The following is a 19,452-nucleotide window of genomic DNA, read 5'->3' as shown; positions in this document are numbered from 1 at the left end:
GGCATCAAGGAGGCGACATGAGTGCATTGGCAAGTGAACGAATCCGGGATCCGGCTCTTGAGGCGAGCGGACTGGAATCCGAGTACGCGGACGACGCCCAGGAGAACGCGGCGGCCTTCGCCCTGATCGAGGACGACCCCAACCCGCAGGTGGTCAACGGCGAGCCCGAAGGGGCCTCCATCCGCTTCGTGAAGACCGGCGAGACCACCCGTGGCCGCTACCTCATGGCCAAGGTGGAGATCCCCCCGGGCTCCGGCCCGCCGCTGCATGTGCACACCCGCACCGACGAGTGGTTCTACGCCCCCGACGGCGGCGTGGTGATGTTCATGGGCACCCGCACCTACACCGACCTGGACAACCCGCCGGACGTAGCCGGGCGCGACACCATCCGCATGATTCCGATGAAGAAGGGCGCCATGGTGTTCGGCCGGCGCAACCACATCCACGGCTTCGTCAACATCACCGACAAGACCGTGATGATGTGGCTGGTGTGGACCCCCGACACCCCCGAGGTGACCCTCAAGGACTACTTCGAATCCATCGCCCGGCCGATCCTCCCCGGCGTGCGTGGTGCCCGCAACAACCCCATCGTCCAGCTCAAGGCCGTCAGCGAAGCACGCGACTACGGAATGATGTTCAGCACCGATTTCTGGCAGTACGCCGAGACGGTGGAGGAGGGCGAGCCGCCCTTCGGCAAGAACCTGGACGGACTGATCCGGCTCTTCGAGTCCGGCAAACGGGACTGATCCCTCAACACGACATGGAAGAAAAGGTGAACGCATGAAAACTCTGGCGAACAAGACCGTGATCGTCACTGGTGCCAGCTCCGGCATTGGCTATGAAACCGCCAAGCTCTTCGCAGCCCAAGGCGCCAAGGTGGTGGTCGTGGCCCGCCGTGCCGATTGCCTGGACCGCTTACTGGGCGAAATCCACGCCCTGGGTGGCAAGGCCCTGACCCTGGTGGGCGACGTCAAGGAAGAAGCCTGCGCCCGTGAGGCCGTGGCCCTGGCCGTGGGCCAGTTCGGTGGCCTGGACATCGCCTTCAACAACGCCGGCAGCATGGGCGCCCTGGGCAGCGTGACTGACATCAGCCTGGAGGGCTGGCACGACACCCTTGACACCAACCTCACCAGCGCCTTCCTCAGCGCCCGCCACCAGATCCCCGAACTGCTCAAGCGTCCCGGCAGCTCGCTGATCTTCACCTCCTCCTTCGTCGGCCACAGCGTCGGCTTCCCCGGCATGGCCGCCTATGCCGCCAGCAAGGCCGGCCTGGTGGGCCTGACCCGCACCCTGGCTGCCGAATACGGCGCCCAGGGGCTGCGGGTCAACGTGCTACTGCCCGGCGGCACCGACACCGAGATGGGTCGCGCCGCCGCCTCCACGGCGGAGCAGAAGGCCTTCGTCGAGAGCATCCACGCCCTCAAGCGCATGGCCCGCCCGGAGGAGATCGCCCAATCGGCGCTGTACCTCGCTTCCGATGCCTCCAGCTTCGTCACCGGCACCACGCTGTTCGTGGAAGGCGGCGTGACCATCACCCGCACCTGAGGCCTCGGCCGACCTGGGCGCCGCCATCGCGGCGCCCGTCCCCACCGCAAATGGAATCCGCATCAACATGAATACGCACAACGACATGCCCGGCGTTGCGGGCGAGGGTGAAGCGACGGCCGGTTTCGGCGCCTCCGGGCGGCGGGACTTCCTCACCCGCCTGCTGGCCCTGGGGGCCGGTGCCGCCGGCATGGGGCTGCTGCCCGCCGCCGCCCTGGCCGCCGCTGACTCAGGCCGCCCCAGCCACCGCCGGGACTACGACTACATCATCGTCGGCGCCGGGTCCGCCGGTTGCCTGCTGGCCGACCGGCTCTCCGCCACCGGCGCCTCGGTGCTGCTGCTGGAGGCCGGCAGCCACCGCATCGACCAACCCAAGGTGCGCGAAGTCGCGCTGTGGCAGCAGAACCTCGGCAGCGACACCGACTGGGCCCGCACCAGCACCCCGCAGCCGCAGCTGGACCAGCGTGCCCAGAGTCTGGCGGCCGGGCGCGTTGTCGGCGGCTCCGGCAGCATCAACGCGATGATCTGGTTGCGCGGCGACCCCCGCGACCTGCAGCGCTGGCAGCAGTTGGTCGGCGCCCCCTGGACGGTGGAGGCGCTGCAACGGGCCTACCTGGACATGGCGCAGCCCGTAGGCAGCCCCGCCGGCCAGGGCGCACCGCGCATCCGCCTCGGGCGCTTCGCCGGGGAGCACCCGCTGACCGCCGCCTACCTGGCGGCCAGCAGCGCCACCGGGCTCAGCGTGCAGACCCTCAACGACGGGCTGCCGCTGGAAGGCGCCGGCATCACCGAGGTCAACGCCACCGCCGACGGCTACCGGGTGGGTCCGGCCCAGGCGTTCCTGCTACCGGCGCTGGCCCGGTCCAACCTCAGCGTGCTGAGCGAGGCGCTGATCACCAACCTGATCCTCCGGGGCTCGCGCTGCGAGGGCGTGCGGGTGCTGGTGGAGAACCGCCTGGTGTCGATCCGCGCGCGCCGCGAAACGATCCTCTGCGCCGGCACCTGCGAGTCGCCCAAGCTGCTCATGCTCTCCGGCATCGGCCCACAGCAGGCCCTGCGCGAGCAGGGCATCCCGGTGCGACTGCACCTGCCGGCCGTGGGGCAGAACCTGCAGGACCACCTGTTGCTTAGCCTGCAGTACCGCTCGCGCCTGGCTATTCCGCCGCAGGTCTCCAACGGCGTGGCGACCATGAGCTACTACCACCACGGCAGTGGCCAGCAGGCGCCGGACATCCAGGTGGCCGGCATGCAGTACCCCTTCGGTCCGGTATCCCTGTCCAACGGTAGTTCTTACACCGTCATCCCTTTTCTAGCCAAGCCACGCAGCCGAGGACGCGTGCGCCTAGCTAGCACTGATCCGCGCCAGTCTATTCTGATCGACCCCAACTACTTAGGTGAGGCTATCGACCGCGACATCATGTTGGCGGCCCTGGACCGGGGCTTGGTTATCGGCTCCGGGGTCACTGACTACTTCGGCGGGCTCTACCCAAGCGACCCGCTGGACACCCCGGCACAGAAGCTCGCCTTCATCGCCCGCAACGCCGGGCCCGGCCTGCACTACACCGGCACCTGCAGCGCCGGGCGTGACCCGCGCAGCAGCGTGGTGGACGGGCGCTTCCGGGTCTGGGGCGTGTCCGGCCTGCGGGTGGTGGACGCCTCGGTCATCCCCGAGATGCCGGCGGTGAACATCCACGCCTCGGTGCTCACCGTGGCGCAGTTGGCCGCGCGGGTGCTGGTGGCCGAGCAGCGCCTTGGCCAGCGCCTCGCTGAAACCGCCTGAACCCTCACCCTATCCAGCGAAGCGCCGCTTCCTGAACTGAACCAGGAGAACCACCATGCAGCATTCCCTGCTTTCCAAGAACGCCCTGGTCACCGGGGCCTCCCGTGGCATCGGCAAGGCCACCGCCCTGGCCCTGGGAGCCGCCGGCGCCCATGTGCTGGTGCACTGCAACCGGGGCGTGGACGAGGCCCGCGCCGTGGCTGCCGAGATCCGCGACCGGGGCGGCCGCGCCGACGTGCTGGTGGCGGACCTGGCCAGCGTCGACGGGGCGCGCATCCTCGCCGCCGAGGTGGGTGAGCGGGCGCGCCGGCTCGACGTGCTGGTGGCCTGCGCCGGCATCGCCCAGACGGCCCGTCTGGAGGACACCCGCGTGGAGGACTTCGACCGGATGTTCGCGGTCAACGTGCGGGCACCGTTCTTCCTCGTGCAGCAACTGCTGCCGCTGATGGGGGAAGGCAGCAGCGTGGTGATGGTGTCGTCCCTCGGGGCGCGCTCGGCGGTGGGCGAGATCCCGGCCTACGCCGCCACCAAGGGCGCCCTGGACACGCTGGTGCTGCACTTCGCCCAGGCCCTCGGCGGGCGCGGCATTCGCGTCAACGGCCTGGCCCCGGGGGTGGTGGACACCGAGATGTCCAGCTTCGTGCGCAGCGACGAGGGGCGGGACTTCGTGCTCGGCATCCAGGCCCTGAAGCGCGTCGCACAGCCCGAGGACATTGCCGATGTCGCGCTGTTCCTGGCCTCCGATGCGTCGCGCTGGATCACCGGCGACATCCTCAGCGTCGACGGTGGCACCAAGCTCTGACCGCCAGCCACCTCCGGGGGTAGACCCATGAACATGAAGGCCGAAGTGCCCGCCGCCGGCCTCGCCGCCGAGGGCGGTCCGTCGAGGAACCTCGAACTCGACCGCCTACGAGCCATCGCCGTGCTGCTGACCTTCTACGTCCACCTGTACCAGGTGTTCTACCCCTGGACCTTCACCATGCATTACCCCAGGCCCGAGTCGGTGGCGGACCTGTTCGGCAATGCCTGGGGCGGGGTCGACCTGTTCTTCGTCATCTCCGGCTACATCATCTCGCGCACCCTGCTGGAGCAACTGGACGGGCTGCGCAGCGGCCTGCAGCGGGCGGCCTGCATCAAGGCGTTCTACGTGCGCCGGGTGTTCCGCATCCTGCCGGTGGCCTGGGTGGTGCTGGCGCTGGTGATGGCCTGCAGCCTGTTTCTCAACCAGGGCCAGTACTTCGCCCCGCCGGTGTACAACGCCCAGGCTGCGCTGGGCATCTTCACCTACACGTTCAACTTCTGGCTGCCGGACAACAAGATCGCCGGCGGGGTGCCGCTGGCGCCGTACTGGAGCCTGTCGGTGGAGGAGCAGTTCTACCCGCTGTTCCTGATCCTGCTGAAAAGCACCCGCGCGCGGGTGCTGGCGCTGGTGGGGACACTGCTGCTGGTGAGCCTGGTGCTGCGGCCCTTCAGCCTGTCCGATCCGATGAAGGTGTTCTTCTTCACCCAGACCCGTTGCGACGGGCTGATCTACGGCTGCCTGCTGTACCTGGTCAGCACCCAGCCCTGGTTTACCGCCCTGCGCGTGCGGGCCGGCTGCCATCGCTACGCCGGTGCGCTGCTGGCCAGCGTCACCGCCATCGGCTTCGGCAACGTGCTGGCAGTGCCGGTAGTCTGCGCACTGTCCCTGACGCTGGTGTTCATGGCAGCGTGCGAGGGCGGCCTGCTGGTGTTCCCGCAGCCGCTGCAGGCGCTGCTGGACTACCTGGGCAAGCGCTCCTACACCCTGTACCTGGTGCACATCCCGATGTTCTTCCTGACTCTGGAGCTGATGCACCGCTACATCCGCAGCGAAGGCATTGCCATCACCGACGCGCTCTGGCCGCAGTACACGGCGCTGATGTTGGTGCTGGTGTTCGGCGCCACCGAGCTGATCCATCGTACTGTGGAGCGACCGATGATCGCCCTGGGCAAGCGCACCGCCGAAGCCGCCACGCCCCAGGCCCTGGCACCCACCCCGACGCCCTGATCCCCGCGCTCACCTGTTTAGGAGCGAGCTCTGCTCGCGAACGGCCGTCCAGGCAAGCTCCGTAGCCCGGACTTCAGTCCGGATTCTGTGCCCGTGCTCCCCGGGCTGAAGCCCGGGCTACGAGTGGTGGCCCCTGGTGGGCTGAAGCCCACCCTACGGGGGAGGTGACAGTTCGCCGGCTTTCCACGCCCGGTAACGCTCGGGCATGCACATGGCGCAGGGCCGGTAGCCGGCGCTCAAGGCGGTGGCTTCGTCGAGGAAGAACACCCGCTGTGCCACGTAGCCGCCACGGGCCAGGGCCTGCAGGGCGCTGCGGCAATCCAGGCGGCCGTAGAGGCGGTTGCGACGGTGCCCGCCGAGGGTGCCGGGCACCGGGCTGAGGCAGGGGCGGCCGTCGGCGCCGATCAGGCGCCAGGTCTTGGGGGCGCCCGTTTCAGCCGTCATGACGGCCCTGGAAGTTTACTTCCAGGCCGACCCGCACGCCGCTGCGCACCCGGCCGATGCCGTGGCGCAGCTGGGCGCCGTAGAGCTGCCCCTGGTTGTTGCGCACGGGGCGGCGCTGGTTGCACAGCAGCACGCCGTCGCCACGGGCCAGGGGCACCACCCAGGGCCGCGACTGCATGCGCGGCCGCTGCTCGGTGAGCACCAGGTCGCCGCCGCTGAAGTCCTGCGGGTCGGAGAGCAAGACCAGCAGCCGCACCGGCAGCAGCGCCGGGTCGTCTTCGCCCGGGTGCAGGGTCATGAAGTCATCAGGGCCGAGGCGGGTCAGGTGGGCGCAGTGCACCTGGCCGTGGGCGGCATGCTGTTCGGGCTGGCCGAACGCCCGGCACCAGCGGTTGGCGATGGCGGCGAGCGGGGCGTGGAAGCTGTCCCATTGGCCGTGGGGCAGGCCGGCGCGCACGCCTTCGCCCTGACCCAGGCCGAGAGTTTCCAGGCGCTCCCGCGGGCCCTGGGCCAGGCGTTCCCCCAACCGCCGCGCGGCCTCGGGGTCGAGCAGGCCAGGCAGAGCCGCGTGGCCGTGTTCGTCGAGGGCCTGGGCGATGGCGGCCCAGTCCTCGGGCAAGTTCAGAGCGCAGGCTGTTTCGGGCATGGCGCTGTGCTCGTGGGGGGGCTGGGCTGGCTTTCACGTTGCAGCAGTTCGCGCTTGCGCTCGACGCCCCAGCGGTAGCCAGAGAGATCGCCGTTGCGCCGCACCACGCGGTGGCAGGGGATGGCCACGGCGATGTGGTTGGCGCCGCAGGCCTGGGCCACGGCCCGTACGGCCTTGGGTGCGCCGATGCGTTCGGCGATCTCGGTGTAGCTGGCGGTGGCCCCCGGCGGGATTTCCCGCAGGGTCTGCCAGACCCGTTGCTGGAAGGCGGTGCCGCGCACGTCCAACGGCAGGTCGAGGCCCAGGGACGGGGCTTCGACGAAGCCCACCACCTGGGCCACTAGGCGCTCGAAGTCGGCATCGCCGCCCACAAGCTGGGCCTTGGGGAACTGGTCCTGCAGGTCGCGGACGAGGGCGTCCGGGTCGTCGCCCAGGAGGATGGCACAGACGCCCCGCTGGCTTTGGGCAACCAGGATGGAGCCGAGGGAGCACTGGCCGACGGCGAAGTGGATGGAGGCACCTGTGCCGCCGTCGCGGTAGTCGCTGGCGCGCATGCCCAGCAACTGGTCGGCGGTTTCGTAGAAGCGGCTGTTGGAGTTGAAGCCGGCGCCGTAGATGGCGTCGGTCACCGTGGTGCCCTGGTCGCTCAGTTCCCGGCGCAGGCGTTGGGCGCGGTAGGCCGAGGCGTAGGCCTTGGGGGTGAGCCCGGTCTCGATCTTGAACAGCCGGTGGAAGTGCGAAGGGCTCATGCCGGCGCATTCCGCCAACTGGTGCAAGTTGGGCGGCGAGTCGGCGGCCTCGATGGCGCGGCAGGCCTCGGCGATCACGGCGGTGCGGTGGGCGGCGGCGGCGGTGCGGTCGCCGGCCTGGCGGCGGCTGGCGCGGTAGCCGGCGGCTTCGGCGGCCTCGGGGGTGTCGAAGAACTCGACGTTGCGGCGATTGGGCAGGCGCGCGGAGGAGCTGGGGCGGCAGTACACGCCTGTGGTTCGCACGGCGTAGACGAACTGGCCGTCGGCGGTCGGGTCGCGTGCCAGGACGGCGGCCCAGCGCTGGTCATCCGTGAGGTAGCGCGGGGCGGTGGGAAAGGTCCTGTTCATGGCATTCATCCAAAAGGGCCTGTTGACGGTTGCAGGTTAACGGGGTTGATGACGGTGAGAACTCCGGTTCTTACGATCGAATTCACGGTGTAGGCGGCATTCTCCACAGGTACCAGGCAGCGACGGTGCGCCAGGGGCTCCAGGCTTGGCCGAGCTGGCGCATGCGGGCGGCGCTGGGGGCCTCGTCCAGGCCCTTGAGGCGGCGGTAGCCCTCGCGCACGCCAAAGTCGTCGGCGGGGAGGATGTCGCGGCGCTCAAGGGTATAGATGAGGAACATCTCCACCGTCCAGCGCCCGACGCCGCGCAGGGGCGTGAGGCGCGCCAGCAGGGCGTCGTCATCCAGGGTGAGGGCTTCGTCGCGGCCGGGCACCTGGCCGTCAACGGTGGCCTGGGCGATGCCCTGCAGGGTCTGTAGCTTGCGTGCGGAGAAGCCGCAAGCGCGCAGCCGCTCGGGTTCGATGGCCAGCAGTTCGCACGGGGTGGGGAAGCGCCCGCCGGGGTACAGCGCCAGCAGCCGGGCGAGGATGGCGTCGCCCGCGCGGGCATGCAACTGCTGGTAGGCCACGGCGCGGACCAGGGCCTCGTAGGGTTCGCGCTGGGGGTGGGGCTGGTGCCGGCAGGGGCCGATGGCGTCGATGTGCCGCGCCCAGTCGGCGTCCTGGGCGGCGAGGAAGCGGCTGGCATCGGTGAAGGCCGGCGGGGGCAGAGTCAGCGCCATGCTCAGAACCCCGGCAGGCTGGCGGTACGCGGCGCGGCGTCGATGTGCCGCAGGGCGCGCTCGTGCTCCAGCAGCCAGTGCTTGCGCTCCAGGCCCCAGGCGTAGCCGCGCAGCTCGCCGTTGCTGGCCACCACGCGGTGGCAGGGGATCAGCACGGCGATGGGGTTGGCGGCGTTGGCGGCACCCACTTCGATGGCGGCGCGTGGGTCGTTCAGCCCCAACTGGTGGGCGACTTCGCCGTAGCTGCGGGTGCTGCCGGGCGGGATCTGCCGCAGGGCGTCCCAGACCTTGCGCTGGAAGGGCGTGCCGTCGGGCTCAAGCACCAGGCGGTCAATGGCACCTAGGTCGCCCTGGAAGTAGCCGCGCAGGGCGTCGGCGATCCTGCGCGGCAGCGGGGTGTCCTGCAGGCGGTAGTCACCGAAGCGCTGGCGCAGGTTGCGCAGCAGCGCCAGGCGGTAGTCGCCGAAGCCGAGGGCGCGGATGCGCTGTTCGGCGTCGGTGACCACCAGCAGGCTGCCCAACGGGGACTCGAAGGCGCTCAGCAATAGGTTCATGGGGTGGTTCTCCTTGTCATGGACGGTGTTCCTTGTGGCGGGTTTCAGCGCAGCCGGGCCACGCCGTGGCGTTGTAAGAGGTAGATCTCGCCGCTGGCGAGGTGCAGCTCGGTCCGCCCTGTTTCGTGGGTGCGCCACCAGGCCTGGCGGGCATCCACCGTGGCCTGGAAAGCGTCAAGCACCTGACACCTGACCTGTTCCGCCGCGTCGTGGGCCGCTGGCGGTTCGCCGAGGTGGGCGGGCGCTGCGGCGGGAATGTCGGTGAGGTCGGGCACGAAGGGGCTCTCGTGGGTGGCACGGCGGCGTCAGCCGGCGCGGCGGAAGGTGAAGTTCAGGCGCTGCTCGCCCAGGCTCGGATGCGGCGGCCCCTTGAGCGGGGCCACGCCGTGAAAACGCAAGCGGTCTTGGCCACCCCACACGGCCACGTCGCCGTGGTGCAGGGGGAAGCGCCGGACCGGGTCGCTGCGGCGCTGCCCGCCGAACAGGAAGGTAGCGCTCATGCCAAGGGAGACGGACACCACGGGGGCGTCGAAGCCGCGTTCGTTGCGGTCCTGGTGCAGGCTCAGGCGGGCGCCGGGCTGGTAGCGGTTGAGCAGGCAGGCGTCGGCGTCGAAACCCGGGAAGCCGGCGGCTTCGGCCGCCTGGCGGGCCAGTTGGCGGAAGCATTCCGGCATGGCCGGCCAGGGGGCGCCGCTGTCCGGGTCGGTGGCGCTGTAGCGGTAGCCGCGGCGGTCGGTGGTCCAGCCCAGGGCGCCGCAGTTGGTCAGTGCGACGGACATGCGGAAGCCGCCGGGGGTGAGCATGTGGCGGAACGGCGCCTGGGTCTGCAACTGGAGGATCTGTCGCAGCAGTTCGTCGGCCTGATCCATGGCGAAGCCGCGCAGGATCACGGCCTGCTCGGCCATGGCTTCGCGCTGGCCGCTGGCGTGGGTGGCGAAGAGGTCGGGAGTCATGGGCGCTCCTCAGGTGGCGTCATGGAAGATCAGCCCAAGGGTGTGGCGCTGGCCGCTGCGCACCAGGCTGACACCATGGCGCATGGCGGCGCGGCGGAAGCCGCTGCGCTTGCCGGGCACGGGGCGCAGGTCCACCGGGAAGATCACCGCGTCGCCCTGGCGCAGGGGCACCACGTCGGCCCGCTGGGTGCCGGCCAGGTGCTCGGTGAGGACGAACTCGCCACCGGTGAAGTCGCGCCCGGGCTCGGAGAGCAGGATGGCGATCTGCAGCGGGAAGTTGTGCTCGCCGTAGAGGTCCTGGTGCAGGCGGTTGTAGTCGCTCGCTCCGTAGCGCAGCAGCAGCGGGGTGGGACGTGTCTGTCCGGCCTGGTGGCAGCGCATGAGGAAGGCGTCCAGGGCCTCGGGGTAGCGCGTCTCCAGGCCGAGGCGGGCCTGCCAGCGGTTGGCGATCCGCGCCAGCGGCGGGAACAGTCGGTGGCGCAGGGTCGTGAGTGGGGCTGGCAGGGGGTAGGCGAAGTACTTGTACTCGCCCTGGCCGAAGCTGTGCCGGGCCATGACGATGCGCGAGCGGAAGGTGCGTGCGTCCGGGTAGAGCGCGGCCAGGTGTGCGCAGGCGTCGGCGTCCAGTAGTTGCTCGATGCAGGCGTGGCCGTGGCGGTCCAGCTGCGCTTCTAGCTGCGGCCAGTCCAGGGCATAGAGCCGGTCGAGGAAGGCGGTGGGGGTGAGGTCCGGCGCCGCCGGGCACGAGAGCACGGCACTCATGATACGGACCGGCTGTCGTGGGCCTGGTTCAGGCCCACGGGGCGCAGGCGGGGGAGCGGTGCCAGGGGCCGCAGGCTGTCGAACAGGCCCTGGGGACTGAGCTCTTCGGTGCGCCTGCAGGTCTGCGCGACCCGTTCGAGGAAGCGCGAGAGGTGGGCGCTGGGTTCGCCTGTCGGGCGCAGCAGGTAGGTGGTGAGTTCGGAGTCGGGCAGCGACAGGGCGCGGGTGACGATCTCGCTGCCGGCCAGGTCGCTGCGCTCGGTGCCGCTCACCAGGGCGACGCCATAGCCGGCGGCGACCAGGGCCTGCATGGTCTCGCGGGAGATATACTGCTCGGCGATATTGAGGCGGGCGGCTTCGTCTTCGCTGAGGTGGGCCCGGAGCAGCCGGCTGATCTGCTGGAACTGCCCTTCATGGACTCCGCTGTGGCTGAGGATGAGCGGGTGGCGGACCAGTTCCTGCAATGGGATGCGCCGGTGCGAGAGCAACGGGTGGCGGGTCGGTAGGGCGGCGACCAGCGGGTCGCACCAGACGGGCTGGGCCTGCAGGCCGCTGTCGGCGGCGTCGATGCGGGCGAAGCCGAGGTCGTAGTGGTGTTCCAGCAGCCCTTTCACCTGCTGGGCGTAGCTGACCTCGAACAGGCGAATGCTCAGTTCAGGCTCCTCCTGCCGGCAGCGGGCGAGTAGGTCAGCCAGGTGGTTCGGGGCGATGCCGTCGGACACGGCGATGCGCAGGGTGCCGCGAAAGCCGAGGGCGACGTCGCGCATGTCCATGCGGGCCTGTTCGAGGACGGCGAAGATGCGCTTGACATTATCGAGGAACACGCTGCCGGCCCAGGTGAGCTGCACGCCCCGTGGGTTGCGCTCGAACAGCTGGATGCCGAGTTCGGACTCCAGTTCCTTGATGGCCCGGGACAGCGGGGATTGCTCGATGTGGAGGCGGGCGGCGGCGCGGGTGAAGTTCAGTTCCTCGGCCACGGCGAGAAAATAGCGAAGATGACGTAGCTCCATGTGCGTTTCGTCTCCTGTCTGTCATCGACTCTGCGTTCTTCAGGGTTGGGTGTGGGGTACTCTCCAGGTTACTGAAAAGCCACCCAGGGCCAGGCGTTGCGCGAGGCGCACGGGCCGATGCCTTCACCATCGAAGGGGCAGTAGGGTGTTGTCACTCCGTTTCTTGCTCTTGAATTCACGGACGGGGATGGTCGGGTTCGCCAACTGTTAGGAGATGTAGACAGTTCAGACAAGATGGAGATGAATATTTAGAAAAAGGCCACCCGAAGGTGGCCTGTGAGTTCATGCTGCAATAAGTTGTCGTGCCAACGCCATCTCCACCGAATCCCCATCCTGGTTCAACGAGTCGAGACCTGACTCGGGAACGTCTCCCGACGTGCTCTGAGCCACAGCGATCTTCTTGGCCATCAGCTGTAAGCAGGTGATCTGCGAGCTGCCGGCGTAGCCGAAGAACACCACCCGCACCGGGTGCTTCTGCCCGATCCGCCACGACCGCCGCGCGGCCTGCTGCAAGGTGTACACGTTGTACCCCGTCTGCAGGAACGCGATGGTCGGGAAGTCCAGCAGGTCCAGCCCGGTCTTCACCAGCTCCGGGTTGGTGATCAGCACATCGATGCCGCGATCGACCTGGTCGAGGATCCAATCCTCGCGTCGAGCGGTATCGACCGAAGCACGTAGCACAGCCACCTTCAGCCCGGATTGCTCGAGCACTTTCTTCAGCCTGGACGTGGTGTCGCGCGTCCCGCTGTAGACGGTGTATGCCAGAACCTTGCGGCCCTTCGCTTTCTCCTCGAGGCAGAGGTCCACCAGCGCCTGCTCCTTGGGCATCAACTGCTCGTCGCCGAAGATCGCTGGCACGAAGGCCAGTGTGTCCCGGCTTCGCGGATGCTTGACGATCTCCGGTCGGAAACAGCAGTCCGGCCAAGCCAGCAGCACGTTGAGGACCACGCCCAGGAGCGTGGTATCTCGTCGCGCCAGAGCCTGGCGGAGCTCCGCTGTCAGCGTGGCCGCCAGGCGCTGATAGGCCGAAGCCTGATCAGGCGCCATCGGCACGTCGACGAACTCCTCCTGGTAGTCGGGCAGTACGTTGCCACCGATATCCTTGAGCTTCAGGAACACGGTGAACGGCAATACGAAGCGGTGGATGCCCTTCGGGCCGAAGCCGGGAGCCTTCACCGTGCGTACCGAGAGCTTCTTGCCCCGCGCTGTCTTGTGCGAATCACCGTCGCGCTCGGTGTAGATATCCTTGAGCACACCGTGGTCGCGCATGAACGACATAGCTGCGGGAGCCATGCTGCCGCGCGCGTTGGGCCGATAGCCGTCCTCGATCATGCGCTGGGTGAGGATGCGGAACAGGAGATAGAACAGATCGTCGGCGTAGCCGCCCATGAGCGTTCCGGTCAGCAGCACGGTTTTCCGTGCCTTGGCTGCGAGAACGCCCATGGCCTGGCCCTGGGCCGAGCCGCTGTTCTTGTACTCATGTCCCTCGTCCACCACCAGCAGGTCGAAGTAGCCATCAGGTAGGTAGTCGGGTAGGGACAAGCCATTGCTGGCCCATCCCCCCCTAAGAACCGTACGTGAGAGTTTCCCCTCATACGGCTCAAGCCTTTCAAAGCCCGCTTTCGCGAGCCGGCTTCACCACCTTGAGACCATTGACGTGGATCTGGTTATGACAGTTCGGATGCACCATCACGAGGTTGGTACTCCCGTCCTTTCCGCCATCGACCCGCCGGATGATGTGATGGACATGCCACCCCGACTCCTGCGTGATCAATTCGCCGCAGATTGGACAACGACGATCCTGATCCAACCAGAGGTTGATGAGCTTCTTCCTGCCCCTCAGCGAGTTCTGCATCTTGAGGCTCATACGCTCCTCAAAGTACGTTTCCCACATCGGGTCGAAGGGGTTGGCCTCCAACTTGATTGGCCGGTGTCGCCGAATGGGCGTATCCGTTGCTTTCCGCAGTGACGTCAGGATCGGATTCCCGTCAGGGAACCTTTCGCCTGTCGCCGCCGCAAACACCCAGTTACGGGTGCCGACGGAATGGAAGTAGCGCTGTTTGATCCAGACGCTGCTCTTCTGCGGATGCCGACGAACGGCCCACTGCCACAACACACGCCAAATCTCGTGATCGACACGCGCGAACGTCGCTTTGGATACGACGTGCTGGTGATAATTCGCCCAGCCGCGGATCATTGGGTTGAGCATCCGAATCAGCCGAGGCTGATCCAGCGCCTTGTTGCCTTTGACCGCCGAGCGCACTTTCTCCAAGAAGGTCGCCACGTTCGCTTTCGACGGCTTGATCAACAGCTTGCCGTTGTACTTGCGCACGTTTTGTCCGAGGAAGTCGAAGCCGTCGTCGATGTGCGTGATCTTGGTCTTCTCGGGTGAGAGCGTGAGCCCCCGTTCCTGCATGAAGTCCTTGATGATCGGCATGACCTCCTGCTCCAGTAGCTCTTTCGAGCGTCCCGTCACAATGAAGTCGTCCGCATACCGCACATAGTTGACCATCAAACGGGTCTGTACACCGTTGGCGTACCGCTTTCTTCCGAACGCGGCATCCAGTTTGGCTTCCAGTCCGTCGAGGACGAGATTCGCCAGGGTTGGCGAGATGATGCCCCTTGCGGGGTACCGGCTTCGGTTGGAAAAAGTTGCCGATCTTCCATGTATCCAGCCTTGAGCCACTTCCTCAGAATCTCGCGATCCGTCGGTACATGACCCATAAGCCAGTCATGGCTGATGTTGTCGAAGCAGCCTTTGATGTCGCCTTCGAGAATCCATTGCGGAGCCACCTTCTTGGACAGCGTCGTGAAGCACTGTTCGATGGCGTCCGCCGTAGACCTTTCGGGTCGGAACCCAAACGAGCGTCCGTCCGCTGTGGTCTCGGCCACGGGTTCGAGAGCCAGCAGGTATAGCGCCTGCATCGCCCTGTCTTTCATGGTCGGGATACCCAGCGGCCGCATCTTCCCATTGGTTTTGGGAATATAGACACGCTTCAGCGGTTGGGGACGATACCCGCGCCGCTTGATTGACAACATGGCTTGAGACTTGGCTTCCGGGGTGGACCACGTGATGCCATCCACGCCCGGCGTCTTCTTGCCTTGGTTCTCGGTGACTCGTCTGACGGCCAATGCTTTGCCGCTGAACGAGTGGGTCAGAATCCATTGCAAGGCTTTCACCTTGCCGTGTTTCCTTCCCGAGTCGCCTTTACGATACGCGCTTGGAGCCTTCGCACTTCACGGTGACACCTGGCCCAGTCGATGCTGTGCCAGTTGACCGATTCGTGTGAGGGCGCACCCGCGCAAGCAATTTCTTGCGTAGTCATCTGCAATTCCCTCTTGAAGAAGGTTAGACAAACTCTCTCGTAGAGAAAGACCAAGTGGAAGTCTGCCCGCTTTCGCGTGGGATGATGTTGCCTTGCGGCTCAACCCTATCCGCCCCATTACAGGGCGGCATTCGCTTTCTCCACATTCCTTTACCCGCACCACCAACAGCATTCCTTACGGTCTGCCTGCCCCGAGGGGCAGCGATACGGGCTTACCGTGTTTCACCTGAGTAACGAGATGGGTTAGACCCTGCCTTTCCACCGGCGGTCATGATGTCCGTGTGCCCCCAAAACGGATAAAGGGCAACCGACCGCATACCTTTTGGTTCAAGCCTGTCAGCATCTTTGGCTTGTCATTCATAACGGTGTTTAACAGCAGTTCACTTTCGTTGGTCATACCACCCAGCCTAGCGCCGTACCCGCATTGATGCTCGCAGATAACGCCTTGCCTCACGGCGTTGGCGCGGCCCGAAGGCCCAGCTACATTGTCCCGGCAGCTTCACACAAGACCGTTATCAGTCCTGCATGTGCCGGTAGGCTACTGATGACGGAACACCAGGTTCCTCGCCGGGATTGCCCCCGTTGGAACAATTACTCAGACGACTTCACGTCGCACGCGCTTGATGAACTCGGTCGGTTGGTAGCCGCCTTCACCGAAGCCGAACTCGATGTTTGCCATCGATCGCTCCATGCGTTTGGCCTGCCGATCGCTGAAGACGAAGTTGCCCTTGGCGTCCATCAGGTTGATGAACTCCGAGACGTTGTCCACCAACATCGTGGCCAGGAAATCCTCGCCGAAGTCGTTCAGCAGGCGCTCCGCCCTGACCGGGCCGATGGTTGGTATCCGGCACATCGACTTGAGAATCGTTGCGCGCCGGTTGCCGCCGTCGGGTTTGCCTGGTCGGATCAGCGTCCAGAGCGCCCCACGGCAGGAGGAACAGGTACGTCGACGGTCACCACGCTCGAACTCCTCCACCGTGACCAGGTTGCCTTCCAGGTCCTCGAGAACCTGTCCGCAATCCGGGCACGCAGCGAGCAGTTGGCCGCCGGCGGCGCGTTTCTTCCAGCAGGCGAGCCGCCAGTGGAAGCCCATCCGCATCCGCACGCGGCCGAGGATGAAGAACTCCTGGCGCCCGTCGTAGGCGTCGCCCATCTGATCTCGCAGCTTGAGCAGCTTGAGTAGAGTATCTGGGCCATTGAGTACCCAGACGCGGGCGGCTGGGATGGTCTCCAGGATCTCGCGGCGCCACTTGTAGACCAGGTGCGGCGGAGAGACGACCAGGGTCCGGCGATAGCCGGCGGCGTGCATGACCGCTGCGACAGCGATGGCCATCATGGTTTTCCCGGTGCCCATCTCGGCGTTGATGATTCCGGCCTGCTCGTTACGGTCCAGCAGCAGGGCGGTGATGGCCTGGACGACCTCGGCCTGGGCCGCGAAGGGCTTGCGCTTGAGTCGGTCCATCACCAACTGGCGGTGAGCGTTGACGGAGCCGGTATAGACCGGGGGGGTGGAGCGATTGAGCGACTCCAGGAGCTCGTCGCCGAACTCGTCGATGAAGTCGGTCAGGTTGATGTTCAGGTGGGAGGCGGCCAGGGCGGCCGGTTGGGTCAGAGCGTTCATGTGCATCTCCTGCAGGTGAAGAACGGAGCAGGGTGTGCACGGTCCCCTTCGGGTACCGGCATACCCTGCAGGGTGGAGTGGAAGGAGTCGCCGCGAGGGCGAGGTCAGTAATCGCTAGGGAGCAAAAGCGTGGTTGAGCTGCGGTCTGCCTCAGTGATGATCCAGAGCCTGGATTCGTCGCCGGCGTCGATGTCGTAGGACGACAGCAGCCGATCGCCGAACTTCAGGGCTCTCTGGTTGGTGTTCCAGTCTTCCTGGTCCAGCGTCCCCCAATCTCCCGCCAGATGACGGTTCAGCAAAGGCGCTGGGTTGAGTTGACCGGTTTCCACCAGGTGGCTCACGGCAGCGGTCATCACGACCTGGCCAGGGCTGAACAGCAGCGGTGCGGGGGCCGGCTCAGGTTGGGGCTCTTCAGCCTCTTCCGTGGTCGCAGCCGACGAGCTGATGGTCAGCACGCGGCCCTGATTGACCGAGGAGGGTGTCATTTCCCATGCCCGGATGATCGGGATGAAACGGTCTGTGAGGATCCTCACCTCGGTGATGTTGCCGTCGTCGTCTTCGGTGAATTCGGTCTTGCGGACCTTGTCCTTGTAGGTGTCACCCTTCACGACCAGGATCCGGCCCGACTTCGAGCGCACGACGCCGGAAATCGCGCCGGCGGCCAAGGCCAGGGCCAGGTGCCAGCGAGACAGCTCGCAGACTGGTGGGCGGGGCTGCAGCCCCGCTTGCGCGAAGTGCAGGTTGAAGTCAGGCCAGAGACCTCGCAGCCGCTGGATCTCGCCGGCGAACTGCTCCGGCTCCAGGGTCACTCGGTAGAAGTGCTCCAGCTCGCTGGTGGCCGGCAGAACCACATAGGGTTCCCACGGCCAAGCCGCTGGAATTTCCTCGGCCTTTTCCTGGCCCGCGCCGATCGCTTGCAGGCGAGACCTCACCTGATTGGCGTCCGCCCGGGCCAGGTCCTGCCGACGGACCCGGATGCCGAAGATCACCACCTGTTTGAAGGTAGGATCCGCGGCTGCGTAGATGCGCAGGCCGGTGAAGTGGTTGCTCAACCAGCCAGTCAGCTCATCGTCCAAGACGTAGTGAGGAACAATCAGAACCATGACGCCGCCGTACTGCAGCAATGGCAGGCAGCGCTGGTAGAACGCTTTCTCCAGACGCCTACGGCCGCTGCCCTGGTACTGCGACGCACCGGAGTGGTCCGCCACCAGGTCGCCATAAGGCGGGTTGAGCCAGAGCAGTCCGAACGACTGCCTGCTGATCATGGTGTCGAAAAGGTCACTGTGCAGCACTCGGTCAAGCAAGCCTCGAGCATGGTCGGCGCGCTCGCGGTCGTACTCGACAGCGAGGGCTTGGACCTGGTCGCGGCCGAGGGAGTGTGCTGCCTCAGCCAGGGCAACCCCCTCACCGGCGCAGGGATCACAGATCCTCATCCTGCCCGACGGGGCGGGAGCGAGGGCCTGCAGAGCGCGTTCGAGGGTGACCTCATCGGTAGGGAAGTAGCCGTTGCGTGCAAAGTTGCGCGCCAAGCGCGGGAACATGAGGGCCATGGGGTCTCCTTGAGTCAGAGGGGGATGGCTCAGGCTTGCGCCTGAGCATCGGTGGTAAGAATGCTTTCGCGGATCAGCTCACCGAGGGTGGGCTCGAGCACGTCGACCCGCAGGGCGAGTCGCCAGGCGCAGACGTTGCCGATCGTCCCTGGCAGGGCGTTCAACATCTGGTGCTGGGTGAGGACCTCCATCACTGGCTCGCGCCAGTGTTGTAGGAGGGGAGCGGACAGGTCTCCATCACCAGCGGCCAGAGCCTTTGGTGTGGATCCTCATCGCGCTGCAGGAGTGCGAAGGCGAGGTGATTGCTTCGGTCAGGTGCCGAGGCGCGCCGATCGAACAGCCAGAGGTTGAGCAGGCTCCCGAACAACGTGCCGCGGAACTGGCGGGTGGTGCGTTTCTCCAGGAGATCCTGGTTTGGGAAGACAGGTAAGCGGCGGCCGTCCACGATGATGTGGAAATGGTCGATGCCATTTTCTTCCCGGCCCAGCGTCAGCCTGGCCAGGAACTCTTGTGTCACGGTGTCGCGGCCCCAGGCCGAAAGAAAGACCAGGTTGCGCTGCTCGTCGCACACGCAGGCGTCGACGTACAGGTCTGGGCACTCTTCGATCTGGTAGAGCGGGGTGGGACTGGGCATAGGAACCTCCTGGAAGGAGGAGCCACGCCGCCCTCGAGGGGCGGTGAAGCCCCTCGGGGGTGTAGTCCAACTGGTGCAGGGGAGCGTGGTGGTTACCGAACGCTCTTGGTGTGAGGATCGAAGCTCAGCCCATCGTCTTGGTGCAGCGGCCCTTGGCCGTTCAGGAAGACCTGGCAGAGGTACTGATCGCGTAGCGCGACAGCCGCTTCCGCCTGCTCCAAGGTCAGCGACAGCTCCTCGATGAACAGGTCGATGAGCTCGTCGTCGCCGGCGACGTCGTTGTTGGACAGTTGGTCCTCGAGGTAGGCGAGGGTTTCCTGGGTGAGGTTGGTGAACAGTGGGTTCATGGTGTGCTCCTGGTGGTAGACGAGGAGCGCCCTTGAGGGAGCCCCTCAAGGGAAGTGGTTGGTGCGGTCAGGCTTGGTGTTCTTGCGTCAGACGGTCTCGCCACTCCTGGTTGGTCTCATCGTGAGCCAGGTCCAGGAACTCCAGCGGACAGCCGTAGTAGAACGGGCCTGCTTTCTCCGGAATGGTCTTGTAGCCCCATTGCCCGGCCGAGCAGTCCAGCAAGTGCAACTCGATCATGGTGATCGAGTGACCGGCCGGCTTGCCGAAATAGAATCCGGCAAGGTGAAAGGTTCGTTTTACGACAGTCCAAAGTTCATTGCCGGAGACTGCGTGTGCCAGCACCTCGGTGCTGCCTGCGAAGGTACTGGTTGGGGCCAGCAGCTCACGCAGCAGGTCTTCCTTCGTCTGATGTGAGAAAAGCCATCCCATAGGTGT

The 19,452-nt window shown here is 66.4% G+C and carries 17 protein-coding genes and 4 pseudogenes; 5 read left to right on the top strand and 16 right to left on the bottom strand.

Annotated elements, in window-relative coordinates:
* The first annotated feature begins 17 nt into the window (after positions 1-17).
* The 5 genes from LE197_RS17605 (at position 18) to LE197_RS17585 (ending at position 5,354) form a co-directional block, all read left to right on the top strand.
* On the top strand, positions 18-746 hold the full coding sequence (locus tag LE197_RS17605) for a cupin domain-containing protein (protein ID WP_042933796.1): 729 nt from the start codon (positions 18-20) through the stop codon (positions 744-746).
* Positions 747-780: 34 nt separating this feature from the next.
* Positions 781-1,545, top strand: a complete 765-nt coding sequence (locus LE197_RS17600; RefSeq protein WP_042933795.1) for an SDR family oxidoreductase — start codon at positions 781-783, stop codon at positions 1,543-1,545.
* Positions 1,546-1,612: 67 nt separating this feature from the next.
* Entirely contained in the window at positions 1,613-3,325 is a 1,713-nt protein-coding gene (locus tag LE197_RS17595) for a GMC family oxidoreductase (protein ID WP_042933794.1), read from the top strand.
* Between the two features lie 55 nt (positions 3,326-3,380).
* Entirely contained in the window at positions 3,381-4,127 is a 747-nt protein-coding gene (locus LE197_RS17590) for an SDR family NAD(P)-dependent oxidoreductase (RefSeq protein WP_042933793.1), read from the top strand.
* A 27-nt stretch (positions 4,128-4,154) separates the two neighbouring features.
* Entirely contained in the window at positions 4,155-5,354 is a 1,200-nt protein-coding gene (locus tag LE197_RS17585; RefSeq protein WP_058171242.1) for an acyltransferase family protein, read from the top strand.
* A gap of 153 nt (positions 5,355-5,507) precedes the next feature.
* Here LE197_RS17585 and LE197_RS17580 read toward each other — a convergent pair whose 3' ends face one another.
* The 16 genes and pseudogenes from LE197_RS17580 to LE197_RS17505 form a co-directional block, all read right to left on the bottom strand.
* On the bottom strand, positions 5,508-5,798 hold the full coding sequence (locus LE197_RS17580) for an Ada metal-binding domain-containing protein (RefSeq protein ID WP_042933791.1): 291 nt from the start codon (positions 5,796-5,798) through the stop codon (positions 5,508-5,510).
* Positions 5,788-6,444 carry a 2OG-Fe(II) oxygenase gene (locus LE197_RS17575; RefSeq protein ID WP_052180569.1) on the bottom strand — a complete coding sequence of 219 codons (657 nt, stop codon included), beginning with the start codon at positions 6,442-6,444 and terminating at the stop codon, positions 5,788-5,790. The genes LE197_RS17580 and LE197_RS17575 overlap by 11 nt, the downstream gene beginning before the upstream one ends.
* Positions 6,420-7,541, bottom strand: coding sequence for a bifunctional DNA-binding transcriptional regulator/O6-methylguanine-DNA methyltransferase Ada (gene ada / locus LE197_RS17570; protein ID WP_052180568.1), 1,122 nt, complete (start codon positions 7,539-7,541; stop codon positions 6,420-6,422). Before ada ends, LE197_RS17575 begins: the two co-directional genes overlap by 25 nt.
* Before the next feature lie 82 nt (positions 7,542-7,623).
* Positions 7,624-8,259 carry a DNA-3-methyladenine glycosylase family protein gene (locus LE197_RS17565; protein ID WP_042933790.1) on the bottom strand — a complete coding sequence of 212 codons (636 nt, stop codon included), beginning with the start codon at positions 8,257-8,259 and terminating at the stop codon, positions 7,624-7,626.
* A 2-nt stretch (positions 8,260-8,261) separates the two neighbouring features.
* Complete coding sequence (locus LE197_RS17560; RefSeq protein WP_042933789.1) at positions 8,262-8,813, bottom strand: methylated-DNA--[protein]-cysteine S-methyltransferase; 552 nt, start codon at positions 8,811-8,813, stop codon at positions 8,262-8,264.
* Between the two features lie 44 nt (positions 8,814-8,857).
* On the bottom strand, positions 8,858-9,088 hold the full coding sequence (locus LE197_RS17555) for a hypothetical protein (protein ID WP_042933788.1): 231 nt from the start codon (positions 9,086-9,088) through the stop codon (positions 8,858-8,860).
* 30 nt (positions 9,089-9,118) lie between these two features.
* Positions 9,119-9,766, bottom strand: a complete 648-nt coding sequence (alkB, locus tag LE197_RS17550; RefSeq protein ID WP_042933787.1) for a DNA oxidative demethylase AlkB — start codon at positions 9,764-9,766, stop codon at positions 9,119-9,121.
* A 9-nt stretch (positions 9,767-9,775) separates the two neighbouring features.
* Positions 9,776-10,528 (bottom strand): 2OG-Fe(II) oxygenase, encoded by a 753-nt coding sequence (locus tag LE197_RS17545; RefSeq protein ID WP_052180567.1) that lies wholly within the window; start codon positions 10,526-10,528, stop codon positions 9,776-9,778.
* On the bottom strand, positions 10,525-11,538 hold the full coding sequence (locus LE197_RS17540) for a LysR family transcriptional regulator (protein WP_071557703.1): 1,014 nt from the start codon (positions 11,536-11,538) through the stop codon (positions 10,525-10,527). The genes LE197_RS17545 and LE197_RS17540 overlap by 4 nt, the downstream gene beginning before the upstream one ends.
* A gap of 282 nt (positions 11,539-11,820) precedes the next feature.
* Positions 11,821-13,065, bottom strand: a pseudogene (locus LE197_RS17535) (helicase-related protein); the annotation flags it as partial.
* Positions 13,066-13,147: 82 nt separating this feature from the next.
* A pseudogene (ltrA, locus tag LE197_RS17530) lies at positions 13,148-14,864 on the bottom strand (group II intron reverse transcriptase/maturase).
* 616 nt (positions 14,865-15,480) lie between these two features.
* Positions 15,481-16,485: pseudogene (locus LE197_RS17525) on the bottom strand (SNF2-related protein); the annotation flags it as partial.
* A 104-nt stretch (positions 16,486-16,589) separates the two neighbouring features.
* Positions 16,590-18,035 (bottom strand): DUF6094 domain-containing protein, encoded by a 1,446-nt coding sequence (locus tag LE197_RS17520; RefSeq protein WP_226034092.1) that lies wholly within the window; start codon positions 18,033-18,035, stop codon positions 16,590-16,592.
* 29 nt (positions 18,036-18,064) lie between these two features.
* Positions 18,065-18,669: pseudogene (locus LE197_RS17515) on the bottom strand (hypothetical protein).
* Positions 18,670-18,761: 92 nt separating this feature from the next.
* Positions 18,762-19,016, bottom strand: a complete 255-nt coding sequence (locus LE197_RS17510; RefSeq protein WP_003117062.1) for a hypothetical protein — start codon at positions 19,014-19,016, stop codon at positions 18,762-18,764.
* 67 nt (positions 19,017-19,083) lie between these two features.
* Complete coding sequence (locus tag LE197_RS17505) at positions 19,084-19,446, bottom strand: hypothetical protein (protein WP_003117061.1); 363 nt, start codon at positions 19,444-19,446, stop codon at positions 19,084-19,086.
* Positions 19,447-19,452: the final 6 nt, after the last annotated feature.

Source organism: Pseudomonas sp. PS1(2021), from assembly GCF_020405165.1.
Lineage (GTDB): Bacteria > Pseudomonadota > Gammaproteobacteria > Pseudomonadales > Pseudomonadaceae > Pseudomonas > Pseudomonas aeruginosa.
Note: the sequence above shows the minus strand (reverse complement) of the source record. Positions and strands in the feature narration are given on the sequence as shown.

Bases quoted from the DNA above. Each gene is read 5' to 3' on its own strand.
- LE197_RS17605 (WP_042933796.1), top strand. From the start codon at position 18: ATGAGTGCATTGGCAAGTGAACGAATCCGGGATCCGGCTCTTGAGGCG.
- ada (WP_052180568.1), bottom strand. From the start codon at position 7,541: ATGAACAGGACCTTTCCCACCGCCCCGCGCTACCTCACGGATGACCAG.
- LE197_RS17575 (WP_052180569.1), bottom strand. From the start codon at position 6,444: ATGCCCGAAACAGCCTGCGCTCTGAACTTGCCCGAGGACTGGGCCGCC.
- alkB (WP_042933787.1), bottom strand. From the start codon at position 9,766: ATGACTCCCGACCTCTTCGCCACCCACGCCAGCGGCCAGCGCGAAGCC.
- LE197_RS17540 (WP_071557703.1), bottom strand. From the start codon at position 11,538: ATGGAGCTACGTCATCTTCGCTATTTTCTCGCCGTGGCCGAGGAACTG.
- LE197_RS17545 (WP_052180567.1), bottom strand. From the start codon at position 10,528: ATGAGTGCCGTGCTCTCGTGCCCGGCGGCGCCGGACCTCACCCCCACC.
- LE197_RS17520 (WP_226034092.1), bottom strand. From the start codon at position 18,035: ATGGCCCTCATGTTCCCGCGCTTGGCGCGCAACTTTGCACGCAACGGC.
- LE197_RS17560 (WP_042933789.1), bottom strand. From the start codon at position 8,813: ATGAACCTATTGCTGAGCGCCTTCGAGTCCCCGTTGGGCAGCCTGCTG.
- LE197_RS17590 (WP_042933793.1), top strand. From the start codon at position 3,381: ATGCAGCATTCCCTGCTTTCCAAGAACGCCCTGGTCACCGGGGCCTCC.
- LE197_RS17565 (WP_042933790.1), bottom strand. From the start codon at position 8,259: ATGGCGCTGACTCTGCCCCCGCCGGCCTTCACCGATGCCAGCCGCTTC.
- LE197_RS17580 (WP_042933791.1), bottom strand. From the start codon at position 5,798: ATGACGGCTGAAACGGGCGCCCCCAAGACCTGGCGCCTGATCGGCGCC.
- LE197_RS17595 (WP_042933794.1), top strand. From the start codon at position 1,613: ATGAATACGCACAACGACATGCCCGGCGTTGCGGGCGAGGGTGAAGCG.
- LE197_RS17585 (WP_058171242.1), top strand. From the start codon at position 4,155: ATGAACATGAAGGCCGAAGTGCCCGCCGCCGGCCTCGCCGCCGAGGGC.
- LE197_RS17510 (WP_003117062.1), bottom strand. From the start codon at position 19,016: ATGAACCCACTGTTCACCAACCTCACCCAGGAAACCCTCGCCTACCTC.
- LE197_RS17505 (WP_003117061.1), bottom strand. From the start codon at position 19,446: ATGGGATGGCTTTTCTCACATCAGACGAAGGAAGACCTGCTGCGTGAG.
- LE197_RS17600 (WP_042933795.1), top strand. From the start codon at position 781: ATGAAAACTCTGGCGAACAAGACCGTGATCGTCACTGGTGCCAGCTCC.